Annotated in this window: 10 protein-coding genes; 6 read left to right on the forward strand and 4 right to left on the reverse strand. The window is 74.1% G+C overall.

The annotated features are described in order from the left end of the window. Positions 1–927, forward strand: a complete 927-nt coding sequence (bla, locus tag PVK74_RS04575; RefSeq protein ID WP_274478276.1) for a class A beta-lactamase — start codon at positions 1–3, stop codon at positions 925–927. 12 nt (positions 928–939) lie between these two features. On the opposite strand, the gene PVK74_RS04580 is transcribed toward bla, so the two are convergent. Then, positions 940–2,418, reverse strand: a complete 1,479-nt coding sequence (locus PVK74_RS04580; protein WP_030504053.1) for a glutamate-cysteine ligase family protein — start codon at positions 2,416–2,418, stop codon at positions 940–942. Positions 2,419–2,605: 187 nt separating this feature from the next. Here PVK74_RS04580 and PVK74_RS04585 point away from each other — a divergent pair, with 187 nt between their 5' ends. Continuing rightward, positions 2,606–2,947, forward strand: coding sequence for a DUF3817 domain-containing protein (locus tag PVK74_RS04585; protein WP_064446141.1), 342 nt, complete (start codon positions 2,606–2,608; stop codon positions 2,945–2,947). Here the strand turns inward: PVK74_RS04585 and PVK74_RS04590 are convergent. Both PVK74_RS04590 and PVK74_RS04595 read right to left on the reverse strand, forming a co-directional pair. Continuing rightward, positions 2,928–3,818 carry an alpha/beta fold hydrolase gene (locus PVK74_RS04590; RefSeq protein WP_274479247.1) on the reverse strand — a complete coding sequence of 297 codons (891 nt, stop codon included), beginning with the start codon at positions 3,816–3,818 and terminating at the stop codon, positions 2,928–2,930. The genes PVK74_RS04585 and PVK74_RS04590 overlap by 20 nt on opposite strands. A 36-nt stretch (positions 3,819–3,854) precedes the next feature. After that, the gene (locus tag PVK74_RS04595) at positions 3,855–4,403 is read right to left on the reverse strand and encodes a hypothetical protein (protein WP_176722897.1); all 549 of its coding nucleotides are present in this window, start codon (positions 4,401–4,403) and stop codon (positions 3,855–3,857) included. A gap of 142 nt (positions 4,404–4,545) precedes the next feature. Between PVK74_RS04595 and PVK74_RS04600 the strand changes: the two genes are divergently transcribed. The 4 genes from PVK74_RS04600 to PVK74_RS04615 all read left to right on the forward strand — a co-directional run bounded on the left by PVK74_RS04600 (position 4,546) and on the right by PVK74_RS04615 (position 10,629). Further along, complete coding sequence (locus PVK74_RS04600; protein WP_274478278.1) at positions 4,546–5,670, forward strand: baeRF2 domain-containing protein; 1,125 nt, start codon at positions 4,546–4,548, stop codon at positions 5,668–5,670. Continuing rightward, a complete protein-coding gene (locus tag PVK74_RS04605) occupies positions 5,663–7,411 on the forward strand; it encodes a thiamine pyrophosphate-binding protein (RefSeq protein WP_274478279.1) in 1,749 nt (582 codons plus the stop codon). The genes PVK74_RS04600 and PVK74_RS04605 overlap by 8 nt, the downstream gene beginning before the upstream one ends. A 430-nt stretch (positions 7,412–7,841) precedes the next feature. Then, entirely contained in the window at positions 7,842–9,251 is a 1,410-nt protein-coding gene (locus PVK74_RS04610; protein WP_064446138.1) for a hypothetical protein, read from the forward strand. A gap of 244 nt (positions 9,252–9,495) precedes the next feature. Continuing rightward, positions 9,496–10,629: a SigB/SigF/SigG family RNA polymerase sigma factor gene (locus PVK74_RS04615; RefSeq protein ID WP_064446137.1), complete on the forward strand. Its 1,134-nt coding sequence runs from the start codon at positions 9,496–9,498 to the stop codon at positions 10,627–10,629. A gap of 103 nt (positions 10,630–10,732) precedes the next feature. On the opposite strand, the gene ctaD is transcribed toward PVK74_RS04615, so the two are convergent. After that, positions 10,733–12,736, reverse strand: coding sequence for an aa3-type cytochrome oxidase subunit I (gene ctaD / locus PVK74_RS04620; RefSeq protein ID WP_274478280.1), 2,004 nt, complete (start codon positions 12,734–12,736; stop codon positions 10,733–10,735). Positions 12,737–12,762: the final 26 nt, after the last annotated feature.

Raw genomic sequence — 12,762 nt, forward strand, 5'->3', positions numbered from 1 at the left:
ATGACCCGACGGCAGGTGCTCACGGCGGCGATGCTCACGGCGACGGCCCTGGTGGCCGGCTGCACAAAGGACCGGCCCGAAGCCGCGCCGCCCACCAGCGCCCCGACCGCACCCGCCACGTCGGCGACGCCGAACGCCGAGCCGGTGCCCGCGCCGGCCGAGCTGGCGGCGCTGGAGCGGCGCTTCGGCGCCCGGATCGGCGTCTACGCCGTCGACACCGGCACCGGCCGCACCCTCGCACACCGGGCCGACGAGCGGTTCGCGTACGCCTCGACGTGCAAGGCGCTCGCCGCCGGCGCGATGCTGGCCGCCACGTCCGACGCCGACCGGGACCGGGTGGTCCGCTACCGGCGCGCCGACCTGGTGGCGCACTCACCGGTGACCGAACGGCACGTGGAGACCGGGATGACGCTGCGGGACGCCGCCGAGGCGGCGGTGCGGTACAGCGACAACACCGCCGGCAACCTGCTGTTCGACGCGCTCGGCGGCCCGGCCGGCTTCGAGCGGGCACTCCGGGAGGTGGGCGACTCGGTCACCCGGCCCGCCCGTACCGAGCCGGACCTGAACGCGGCCACGCCCGGCGACGAGCGCGACACCAGCACGCCCCGCGCGCTGGCCGGCTCGCTGCGGGCGTACACGCTGGGTGAGGCCCTGCCGCCCGCGGACCGGGACCTGCTGTTGAGCTGGATGCGGGCCAGTACCACCGGCAGCGGGCTGGTCCGGGCCGGCGTGCCGGCCGGGTGGCAGGTGGCGGACAAGTCCGGCACCGGCGGGTACGGCACCCGCAACGACATCGCCGTGGTGTGGCCGCCGGACTCCGCGCCGATCGTGCTGGCGGTCATGTCCAGTCGCGGCAGCCGCGACGCTAAGCCCGACGACACCCTGGTCGCCCAGGCCGCGCGGGCGACGGTGACCGCGTTGCGCTGACGGGCGGTCGGCTCAGGGGATGGGCCACTCGTGCACGGGCCGGTTGCTGTGCATCAGGTCGACGTAGTGGCGGACCACCTCGCGCAGCGCCGCCGGACGGTCCAGGTGGTCGGCCGACTCCAGCCGGTGCAGCGTCTCCACCTGCCAGGTCGCGCCGTTGCGGCTGGTCAGGCAGCGCTGCTCGACGATGCCGAGCAGCCGGTCCCGCTCGGCGGGGTCGAGGCCCCACCGGTCCAGCCCGTGGTGGGCCATCGGCAGCAGCCGGCGCAGCACCAGCTCGGTCACCGGCAGGTAGCCCAGGCCGGGCCAGTACACCTGGGCGTCGATGCCGTGCCGGGCGCAGGCGTTGAAGTTCTCCTCGGCCGCGCTGAACGACATCTGCGACCACAGCGGACGGTCGGACTCGGCGAGCGCCCGGACCAGGCCGAAGTAGAACGCGCCGTTGGCGACGGTGTCCAGCACCGTCGGCCCGGCCGGCAGCACCCGGTTCTCCACCCGCAGGTGCGGGCGGCCCTTCAGCACGTCGTAGACCGGCCGGTTCCACCGGTAGATGGTGCCGTTGTGCAGCCGCAGCTCGGCCAGTTTCGGCACGCCGCCGCTGTGCAGCGTGGTGGCCGGGTCCTCCGGGTCGCAGACCGGCAGCAGCGCCGGGAAGTAGCGCACGTTCTCCTCGAACAGGTCGAACACGGAGGTGATCCAGCGTTCCCCGAACCACACCCGCGGGCGTACGCCCTGGGCCTTGATCTCCTCCGCCCGGGTGTCGGTGGCCTGCTGGAACAGCGGCACCCGGGTCTCGCGCCACAGCTCCCGGCCGAAGAACAGCGGCGAGTTCGCGCCGAGCGCCACCTGGATGCCGGCGATCGCCTGGGCCGCGTTCCAGTAGTCGGCGAACTGCGCCGGGCTGACCTGGAGGTGGAACTGGGTGCTGGTGCAGGCCGCCTCCGGGGTGATCGTGTCGGCGGTGGTGGCCAGCCGCTCCACCCCGCTGATCGCGATCGGCAGGTCCTCGCCCCGGGCGGCGAAGATCTGCTCGTTGAGCAGCGCGTACCGGGGATTGGCCGACAGCGTCTCGGCGGTCAGATGCTCCGGGCGCAGCGTCGGCAGGATGCCGACCATCACCATGTGCGCGCCGACCGTGCGGGCCTTTTCCTCGGCGGCGTTCAGGCTGGCCCGCACGTGTTCCTCGAACGCGGCGGTGCCGGTGCCGGCCAGCCGGCGCGGCTCGACGTTGATCTCGACGTTGAACTGGCCCAACTCGGTCTGGAACGCCGGGTCGGCGATCGCCTCCAGCACGTCGGCGTTGCGCATGGCCGGGTCGAAGTCGTCGTCGACCAGGTTCAGCTCGATCTCCAGGCCGGTCATCGGCCGCTCCACGTCGAACCGGGACTCGCGCAGCATCTCGGCGAACACGTCCAGGCACCGCCGGACCTTCTCGCGATAGCGGGCCCGGTCCTCCCGGCTGAAGGTACGCACGCCGACGTCCTCGCCCATGGTCACCACCCTGTCACCGTTGGTTCTCCCCAACCTCGCACGGAGTGGCGGGTCAGGAAAGGTCCGCCAGACCCTTTTCTGTACCCCGTGGCGGCCCCGGTGATCCCCGTCGCGGGGCAGCGGGTTCCGTCCGGGCCGCCCGGCCCGGGCGGCTAGCATGGCCGCCGACGGCGAAGGGGAGTAGCTGATGCGCGACGGGTGGATCCGGGCGTTCGTGGTGGCGGCGTTCGCCGAGGGCTGCTCGTGGGCGGCGCTGCTGGCCGGCATGGCGGTCAAGTACGGGCCGCCCGGAAACGAGATCGGCGTGAAGATCTTCGGCCCGATCCACGGCGCGTTGTTCGTGGTCTACGGACTGCTGACGCTCGTGGTGGCCCGGCGGCGCCGCTGGACGCTCGTGCAGACCGGGCTGGCCCTGGTCAGCGCGGTGCCCCCGTTCGCCACAGTGCTGTTCGAGCGCTGGGCGCGCCGCCGGGGCCTGCTCGACGCGCCGGCCCCGGTCGCGCGACCGCTCACCCCCGCCGGTCGCTGACCGAGGCGGGGTCCTCCGCGAGGAAACCGGCCAGCACGTCGGTCAGCTCCCGCGGCGCCTCCTCGGCCATGTGGTGCCCGGACGGGATCGAGGCGGTCCGCACGTCGTCGGCCCAGTCCCGCCAGATCGCGGCCGGGTCGCCGTACAGGTCGACCATGTCGTCGCGCTCGGACCAGGCGAACAGCACCGGGCAGCCGATCCGGCGTCCGGCGGCGCGGTCCGCGTCGTCCGCCGCCCGGTCCGGACCGAGCCCGGCCCGGTAGTCCTCACACATGGCGTGCACGGTGGCCGGATCGTGGATGGCGCGGCGGTAGTCGGCGTACGCCTGCTCGCCCATCTCCTCCGGTGAGCCGCCGTACCAGGCGTCCGGATCGGCGTTTATCACCCGCTCGGCCGGTTTGGCGAGCTGGCCGAGGAAGAACCAGTGCCACCAGCGGGCGGCGAACCGGGCGTCGCAGCGGGCCAGCGCCTCACCGATCGGCACCCCGTCCAGCACACCCAGGCGGCTCACCCGGTCCGGGTGGTCCAGGGCGGTCCGCATGGCCACGTACGCCCCGCGGTCGTGCCCGACGACGGCGGCCCGGCGGTGGCCGAGCGCGTCGAGCAGCCCGACCACGTCGGCGGCCATCGCCCGCTTGGAGTAGACGGTGTGCTCCGGGTCGCTCGGCGGCTTCGACGAGCCGCCGTAGCCGCGCAGGTCCGGGCAGATCACCGTGTGCCGCGCGGCCAGCCGCGGCGCCACCCGGTGCCAGGTCGCATGGGTACGCGGGTGCCCGTGCAGCAGCACCACCGGCGGCCCGGAGCCGCCGTGGCGTACGCGCAGGCGCACCGCGCCGGCGTCGATCTCGGTGAGCGTGAATCCGGCGAACATGGCCGCAGCGGTGCCCGCCACCGGCGACGGGGAAACCTAGGTCAGCGCGGAGCAGGCGGCCACGCCGAACAGCAGCACGGCGCCCAGCACGGCCTGGAGCAGCAGCGCCGGACCCAGGTGCGACCAGAGCGTGGCGGTGCGCGGGGTGAGCAGTTGCCCGGTGGTCAGGTTGACGATCCGCTCGATCCGGGGCGGCAGATCCTCGTCGCGCTGCGCCCGCAGCGTGAGCTGGACGTGGTCGCCGGGGTGCAGCGCGCTCTGCGGCAGGTGGCCGTGCAGCTCGACCTCGACCAGCCGGCCGGCGGCGTCGCGGACCCGGACCGGGGTGACCAGGAACTCCGGCCCCTTCTTCAGCTCCTTGAAGCTGCGCCGGGCCCCGCCGCCACCGCTGCTGAGCAACGCGCGCACCACCTTCAGCAGCAGCCCCACCACCCCCGCGGCGGTCAGCACCGCGACCAGCGCCGGCTGCCCGACCCGTACCTCCCGGGCGTAGCCCTCCATCAACCGGACGAGACGTCCGGTGACGACGCGCTCCGCCGGGTGGACGACGCGACGGGTATGCAGCTCCGTGTCCATGTTCACCACCGAGAGTTCCGATCCGTGCACAGATGGTATCGACCCGTGGAGTTGAACGACGTGAATGAACACCGGTCACGCCCGGGCGGCCGGCAGGTGAACTCCGCCGGGGCGCGGGTATGCGTGCGGCCGAGCCGGAAAGGGGTCGAGCATGCAGCTGTCCTTCCTGCGCCCGCTCTACAACCGTCCCGGGCCCTGGTGCTCGGTGTACATGGACGCCTCCCGCGACACCCAGGACGCGCGAGCGCAGGTCGACCTGCGCTGGCGGGCCCTCAAGGGCGATTTGCTGAGCCAGGGCGCCGACCCGGTCACCGTCGAGGCGGTGGAGGAGGTCGTCCGCCGGCACCAGCCGATGCCCGGTGACTACGGGATCGCCGTGTTCGCCACCCGGGGCCGCGTGGTGCTCACCGAGTACCTGTCCGCGCCGCCGCTGCGTGACCTGGCGAGCTGGTCGGCGCTGCCGCACACCATGCCGCTCGTAGCCCAGCGCGGCGAACAGGTGGCCTGGGTGCGGGTGCTGGCCGACCGGACCGGCGCGGACGCGATGGCGGTCAGCGCCGGCGGCGTGCCGCGCCGCGCCCACGTCACCGGCGGACAGAGCCGGCAGCTGCGGCGCGTACAGCCGGGCGGCTGGTCACAGTCCCGCTACCAGCGCGCCGCCATGGAGGCGTGGTACCAGAACGCCGGCGACGCCGCCGCGGCCACCGCAGACCTGGCCGAGCGGGTCGGCGCGGACGTCGTGGTGGTGGCCGGGGACATCCGCGCCACCGGCATGATCGCCGCCCAGCTGCCGGAACGGTGGCGGGACGTGCTGGTCCGCACCGACGCCGGCGCCCGCGACGTCGGCGCGGACGACACGCTGATGGACGACATCACGGCGCAGACCGTCGCCGAGGTCGCCGACCGGCGCGTCACCGCCGCCCTGGACCGCTTCGGCGTGCAGGAGGACGTCGGGGCCGGCCTCGACGCCGTGGTCTCCGCGCTGCAACGCAACCAGGTCGACACCATGCTCATCGTGGACGACCCGTCCGCCGACGGCGAGCTGTGGGTGGGCCCCGAGCCGACCGAGATCGCCACCGACCCGGGGCAGCTGTCGGACATGTCGGTGGCCGACCCCCAGCGGGTACGCGCCGACGCCGCGCTGCTGCGCGCGCTGATCGGCACCGACGCGGACCTGACGGTGCTCGCGCCCGAGGAGGCGCCGGAGCTGACCGACGGGGTCGGCGCGGTGCTGCGCTACGTCGACGCGAGCACGCCCGGGCGGGGTAATGGCTGAGCGCATCGTCGCCGACCTGGTGGTCGAACGCCTGCGGGCCTGGCGGGTGCCGCGGGTCTTCGGCTGTCCGGGCGCGGCGATCGCCCCGCTCGTGGGCGCGCTCGACGACGCGGGCGGGGACCCGGCGTTCGTCCCCGCCCGGCACGAGGAGACCGCTTCGTACATGGCCACCGGGCACGCGAAGTTCACCGGCGGCGTCGGGGTGTGCCTGGCCACCCAGGGGCCCAGCGCGGTGCACCTGCTCAACGGGCTCTACGACGCCAAGCTGGACAGCAAGCCGGTCGTCGCGATCGTCGGCGAGGACGTCACCGGCCCGCTCGGCGGCGCGCACGAGGAGATCGGGCTGAGCCGGCTCTTCGGCGACGTGTGCAACCAGTTCGTCCGCTACGGCCGCCGCCCGGAGCAGGTGCCGGCGCTGCTGGACCAGGCGTTCCGTACCGCCGCCGCGACGCGCAGCCCGACCTGCGTGGTGCTGCCGCGCGCGTTGCAGGTCACCGCCGTACCGGACCTGCTGCCGCAGACCGCCGGAGTGGTCACCGCGACGCCCGGCGAGCCGCTGGCCCGGGTGCTGCCGCACGACGCCGACCTGGACGCCGCCGCCTCGCTGCTGGGCAGCGGGCAGCGGGTGGCGATGCTGGTCGGCCAGGGCGCGCACGGCGCGGCCGAGGAGATCGTCGCGCTCGCCGACCGGCTCGGCGCGGGCGTGGCCACGTCGCTGCTGGGCAAGCCGGTGCTGGACGAGCGGCTGCCGTTGCACACCGGCGTGCTCGGCGAGGTCGGCACCACCGCCGCCGCGCAACTCATGGGCGGCTGCGACACGCTGCTGATGATCGGCACCAACGATCCGTGGACCGACTGGTTCCCGATGCCCGGCCAGGTACGCACCATCCAGATCGACATCGACGGCCGGCGCGTCGGCACCCGCTACCCGGTGGACGTGCCGCTCGTCGGCGACACCGCCGAGACGCTGCGGGCACTGCTGACCCGGGTGCCCGACCAGCCCCACCGCGAGTGGCGCGGCATGGTGGAGAAGATGGTGGACCGGTGGCGGGAGACCGCCGCCGAGCGGGCCGCCACGCCCGCCGAGCCGGTCAACCCGCGGCTGGTGCTCCACGAGCTGTCCGCCCGGCTGCCCCGGCACGCCTCCGTCGCCGTCGACGTCGGCTCGGTCGTCTACTGGTACGCCCGGCACCTGGAGCTGCCACCGGGGGTGCAGGCGCGGCTGTGCGGCACGCTCGGCTCGATGGGCTGCGCGCTGCCGTACGCGGTCGCGGCCAAGCTGGCCCGCCCGGACGAGCCGGTGATCGCGCTGCTCGGCGACGGCGCGATGCAACTCAACGGCCTGGCTGAGCTGATCACGGTGGCCCACCACTGGACCGGGTGGCGCGATCCGCGGCTGATCGTGCTGGTGCTGAACAACAGGGACCAGTCCGGCGTCGGCGGTGGCCGCGCGCCCGGGGTACGGCGGCCCGACGTGCCGTACGCCGGGTGGGCCCGCCTGCTCGGGCTGCACGGCGTACGGGTGGACCGGCCGGACCTGGTCGGCGCGGCCTGGGACGAGGTGCTCGCGGCCGACCGGCCCGCCGTGCTGGAGGCGGTGGTGGACCCGTTCACGCCGCTGGACGTGCCGGAGCCGGCGCTGGCCGACCTGCGCGGCCTGGTCGCCGACGGGGACGCCGCCCGCCGGGTGCGGGAACGGGTGATCCAGACCGAGGCCATCGCGGCCGACGAGATCGTCTAGCGGCATCCGGGCGGCCCACCCTCTCTTCCCTCGCGATCTTGCAGTTCCGGCCCCCCGAGTGCCCGGTTCAGGACGATTTTCCGGGGACCGAAGTGCAAGATCGCGGGGGAGGTGGCAGGGGGGTCAGCGCTCGCGGTCGCCGGGCGGCCCGGAGACGTCTCGATACTCGGGCGTGACCAGCGCGAAGTCGTTGCGTTCCAGCGGCGGTCCGTCCCGGTACGGGGTGATGGTCGCCGCCGGGGTGCTCCCGTCGTCCGCGTGCGCCCTGCAGTGCCCGTCCCGGTCCGGCCCATACCCGCCCGTGACGGCGGGCGCGCGGCGCGACGGCGTACCTGGGTGCCGCGGGCGGTGCGGCCACCGGGCGGGCCTTGGTCCTGCCCCGTGGGGAGATGCCCCGTTTAGACCCCAGAGGGACGGGAAGCCGGGCCGCGTGGTGAGCGAACGAGTCGAACGGGCCGGCGGCGCGGGACTGCCCGCCGAGCGGGTGGTGGCGGCCGGCAGCGCCGCCCGGACGCTGGTCGCCGCGACCGCCCGGGCGCTGCGCGGCGACGACTGCGGCGACCTCGGCCACCCGGGCGCGCTGTCGCGCCTCGGTGGCGCGCCCGAGCCGGTACGCCGGGCCGCCGCGTCGCGGGCCGCCGGGCGGGCCGCGCTCACCGCCGCCCAGATCGCCGCCGTGGACGCCGAGCGCGTGGCCGGATGGTTCACCGGACAGTACCCGGACCGGCGCTGGCCCGGCGTGGTGCTCGGTTCACCGCACGGCGCCGCCGCCCACCTCGCGGTGGCGCTCGGCGTGCCGTGGTTGCCGGCCGGCTTCGAGATCACCGCCCGGTGGAGCCGGGGGGCGGTGGACCGCCCGGACGCCGCGTACGCGCACGGCGCCACGCTGGCCGCCCGGCTGCTCGACGCCAATCCGCGCGTGCACGTACGCCAGGTGCACTGCCCGGCGAGCCGGGGCGCGGCGGCGGGCGCGGTGGTGACGTTCGCGGTGCGCTGGCGCACGCTGCCGAAGGCGTACGCGCGTTTCCTGGCCGACCGGCTGGAACCGGCCGCGCCGGTGCTGCTGCTGCACGACGCCCGCACCTGGCCGGTGCGCGACGGCGGCGACGGGCACAGCTTCCAGACCGGCTGCCCGGCCGGCGGGCTGGACCCGGTCGACTTCCACCCGGACGCCCGCGCGCTGGGTCAGGTGCTGCGCGCCGCCGGCGGGGACGAGTCGCGCTGGGTCACGCCGGAGGTCACCGTCGCGGGCGCGTTCGCCGAGCACGGTGTGGAGTCCGGTTTCGAGCACGACGCCCGGTCTGCGGGGGACCGGCACGGGCACCCGCTGCACCGGGTCGTGGTGCCGCAGCCGGACGCGCTGAGCGCGGTGACCGCCGACCTGTACCGGCGCTGGCTGCGGCGGGCCGGCAAGACCGGGGACCGGCTGGTGGTGGAGTGCGGGCGGCTGCTCGATCCGGGGCAGGTGCTGCGGGCCGGCCTGGTGCCCTACTGGTGCGAGAACGCCACCGCGCGCCGGGTCGCCGGCGTCGAGTGGTGGCTGGCCGGCAGCGAGCCGTTCAGCTCGGTGGACGTGCTGCCCGAGCCGCCCGGCCTGCGCTCGCCCGCGCACGCGGGCCTGCCCCAGTGGCTGGCGGTGGCCGGTTTCGGGCGCAAGCGGCGGGCCCTGGACCGGGGTGCCGCCCGCGGCTACCCGGTCGCCTCGGTACCCACCCGACGTGCCACGGAGGTGTTGCGCAACCAGCCCTGCGACCTGCCCACGCCGCCGCCGCTGCGGGCGGCCGAGGCCCTCACCGCGCTGCGTGACGCGGGCGCGCACCAGGGCCTGCTGGTCTGCTGAACCGCCGCCGGGACCGGCTGCCGGGCAACCTGGCGAAACTTCCTCGCGATCCTGCGGTCCGTGATTGAGTACCTACGGAGCGGGAAGACCGCTCGCCGCGGAACGGCCCACGACGCCGTGCGGCGGACGGCCACCGCCTTCGACGTACTCCGTCACGTAACCCAACTTCCTCACCCGGTGCGTGGTCCGACCACGCGCACGACCGGTTACGACCGGGCGGGGACCTTCGGCGAGGGGGGCGCGGATGTTCGGACAGACCACCACACCCACACCACCGACCACCGACCGGGGTCTGGAGGACCTGGACGCCGCGGCGCTCGCGTACGCGGCCCGGATCGAGGGACTGCCACCGGAACGGCGGCAGGAGGCGCGGGACGACCTGGTCCGGTTCGCGCTGCCGTTCGCCGGCCGGCTGGCCCGGCGCTACCGGGGACGCGGCGAGCCGCTGGAGGACCTGGAACAGGTGGCCCGTCTCGGGCTGGTCAACGCCGTCGACAGGTACGACCCGGAACGGGGCTCGTTCACCGCGTACGCGGCGATCACCATCGTCGGCGAGATCAAACGGCACTTCCGTGACCGCACCTGGGGCGTGCACGTGCCGCGCCGGTTGCGCGACCTGATCCTCGAGGTCGGGCAGGCCACGGCGACGCTCACCAGCGAGCTGTCCCGCGCCCCCACGGTGGCGGAGCTGTCCGCCCGGCTGGAGACGCCGGAGGAGGAGATCCTCGCCGCGCTGGAGTCGGCCGCCGGCTACAGCCCGGCGTCGCTGAACGCGCCGGTCGGCGGGGAGAGCTCGGCCGAGTTCGGTGACCTGGTCGGCGAGTCCGACCACGCGCTGGAGTCGGTGGACGACCGGGTCACGGTCAGCGGCCTGCTGCACCGGCTGCCCTGGCGGGAGCGCCGCATCCTGGCGATGCGCTTCTACGGCAACCAGACCCAGGCGGAGATCGCCGCCCGGTTCGGCATCTCGCAGATGCACGTGTCCCGGCTGCTGTCGCGTGCGCTGACCTGGCTGCGCCAGGCGATGCTGGCCGAGGCGCCGCCGCCCTGGCAGAACGGCGCCGCCGAGGCCGAGCCGGCGAAGGCCCGCATCTCGGTGAAGCAGAACGGCGACCGGGTGGTCGTCGAGGTCGGCGGCGAGGTCGACCGGGCCGGCGCGGACCAGCTGCGCCGGGCCGTGCTCAAGGCGGTCACCGGGCAGCCCCGCGAGGTGGTGGTGGACCTGGTCGGCGCGGGTGGCTTCGACGCCGGCGGGATCGCCGCGCTGATGGCCGGGCGGGACGCCGCCGCGCGTACCGGGGTGCCGCTGCGGCTGACCCGGGTGCAGCCGGCGGTGCGCCGCTCGCTGACCGCTGCCGGACTGCCGGCCGCCGACTGACCCGCCGCACGCACGTACCGCGCCGGCTCCCACCACGGGAGCCGGCGCGCGGCGTACGCGACGGGGGCCGGCGCCCGCACGGCGCCGGCCCCCGCCGGGTGTCTCAGTTCTCCGGGGTGTCCCCGTGCCCGCGCGGGTGCCGCCACCTGTCGTTGGGCTGGGCGTCGCGCTCGGCGTTGAGCGCGCTGTCCTCCGGCTCGTCGGTCTCCTCGAAGCTGGGCCGGCGTACCTCCTCCGGCACCGGCACCTCCACCGGCCGGGCGCCGGACTGCGGAGCGGGCTGGTAGTCCACCGCCTCGGGCGCCCCGTACGCGCCGCCGGCCGACGGGGACTCCGGCAGGTGCCGCTCGTGGTGCAGCTCCTCGCGGAAGCTCTGCGGTGGCTTGGTGGTGCGCTGCGGCAGGTCGCGGCCCAGGTCGGAGACGAGCGGGCCGTACTTGAGGTCGAACGCCGGCCGCTCGGAGCGGATGCGCGGCATCCGGTCGAAGTTGCGCAGCGGTGGCGGGCACGTGGTGGCCCACTCCAGCGAGTTGCCGAAACCCCACGGGTCGTCCACGGTGACCATCGCGCCGTACCGCCACGACTTCCAGATGTTCCAGATCACGAACAGGGTGGACGCGCCGAGGACGAACGAGCCGATGCTGGAGATCGTGTTCAGCGTGGTGAAGCCGTCACCGGGCAGGTAGTCGGCGTACCGGCGGGGCATGCCCTCGTTGCCGAGCCAGTGCTGCACCAGGAACGTGGCGTGGAAGCCGACGAACATGGTCCAGAAGTGCATCTTGCCCAGCCGCTCGTCGAGCAGCCGCCCGGTCATCTTCGGGAACCAGAAGTAGAGCCCGCCGAACGCGGCGAACACGATGGTCCCGAACATCACGTAGTGGAAGTGCGCCACCACGAAGTAGCTGTCGGTGACCTGCCAGTCCAGCGGCGGGCTGGCCAGCAGCACTCCGGTCAGGCCGCCGAGCAGGAACGTCACCAGGAAGCCGACGGCGAACAGCATCGGCGTCTCGAACGTGATCTGTCCCTTCCACATGGTGCCGATCCAGTTGAAGAACTTCACGCCGGTCGGCACCGCGATCAGGAAGCTCAGGATGCTGAAGAACGGCAGCAGCACCTGACCGGTGGCGAACATGTGGTGCGCCCAGACCGTCATCGACAGCACCGTGATGGCGATGGTGGCCAGCACCAGGCCGGTGTAGCCGAAGATCGGCTTGCGGGAGAACACCGGAATGATCTCGGTGATGATGCCGAAGAACGGCAGCGCGATGATGTAGACCTCGGGATGGCCGAAGAACCAGAACAGGTGCTGCCACAGCATCGGCCCGCCGGTCGTCGAGTCGTACACGTGCGAGTGCAGGAGCCGGTCCGAGGCCAGCGCCATCAGCGCGGCCGCCAGCAGCGGGAACACGAAGATCACCAGCACGCTGGTGAGCAGCGCGTTCCAGGTGAAGATCGGCATCCGGAACATGGTCATGCCCGGGGCCCGCAGCGTCACGATCGTGGTGATCAGGTTGACCGCGCCGAGGATCGTGCCCAGGCCGGACACGGCCAGGCCGACCACCCACAGGTTCCCGCCGACGCCGGGGGAGTGCTGCGCGGTGCTCAACGGCGTGTACGCGGTCCAGCCGAAGTCCGCCGCGCCGGCCGGGGTGGCGAACCCGCCCACGACCATCAGCGCGCCCAGGAAGTAGAGCCAGTACGCGAACGCGTTCAGCCGGGGGAACGCCACGTCGGCGGCGCCGATCTGCAGCGGCACCAGGTAGTTGGCGAACCCGAAGAACAGCGGCGTCGCGAACAGCAGCAGCATGACCGTGCCGTGCATGGTGAACATCTGGTTGTACTGCTCGGGGGAGACGATCTGCATCCCCGGCCGGGCCAGCTCCGCCCGGATGACCAGCGCCAGGATCCCGCCGACGATGAAGTACGCGAACGACGTGATCAGATAGAGCAGGCCGATCTGCTTGGCGTCGGTGGTGCGCAGCAACCGCCACAGCGCGTTGCCCTTCACCGCTTCCCGTACGGGCCCGGGGAAGCCCCCGAACCGGGCCGGCGCGAGGATCGCGGGCCCCCGGTCTCGTGCCGGTTCCGTGACTACCCGCTTGGGCATGGCATCTCACCCCGTGTGACGACAGA

The organism is Micromonospora chalcea, from assembly GCF_028768405.1.
Classification (GTDB): Bacteria; Actinomycetota; Actinomycetes; order Mycobacteriales; family Micromonosporaceae; genus Micromonospora; species Micromonospora chalcea.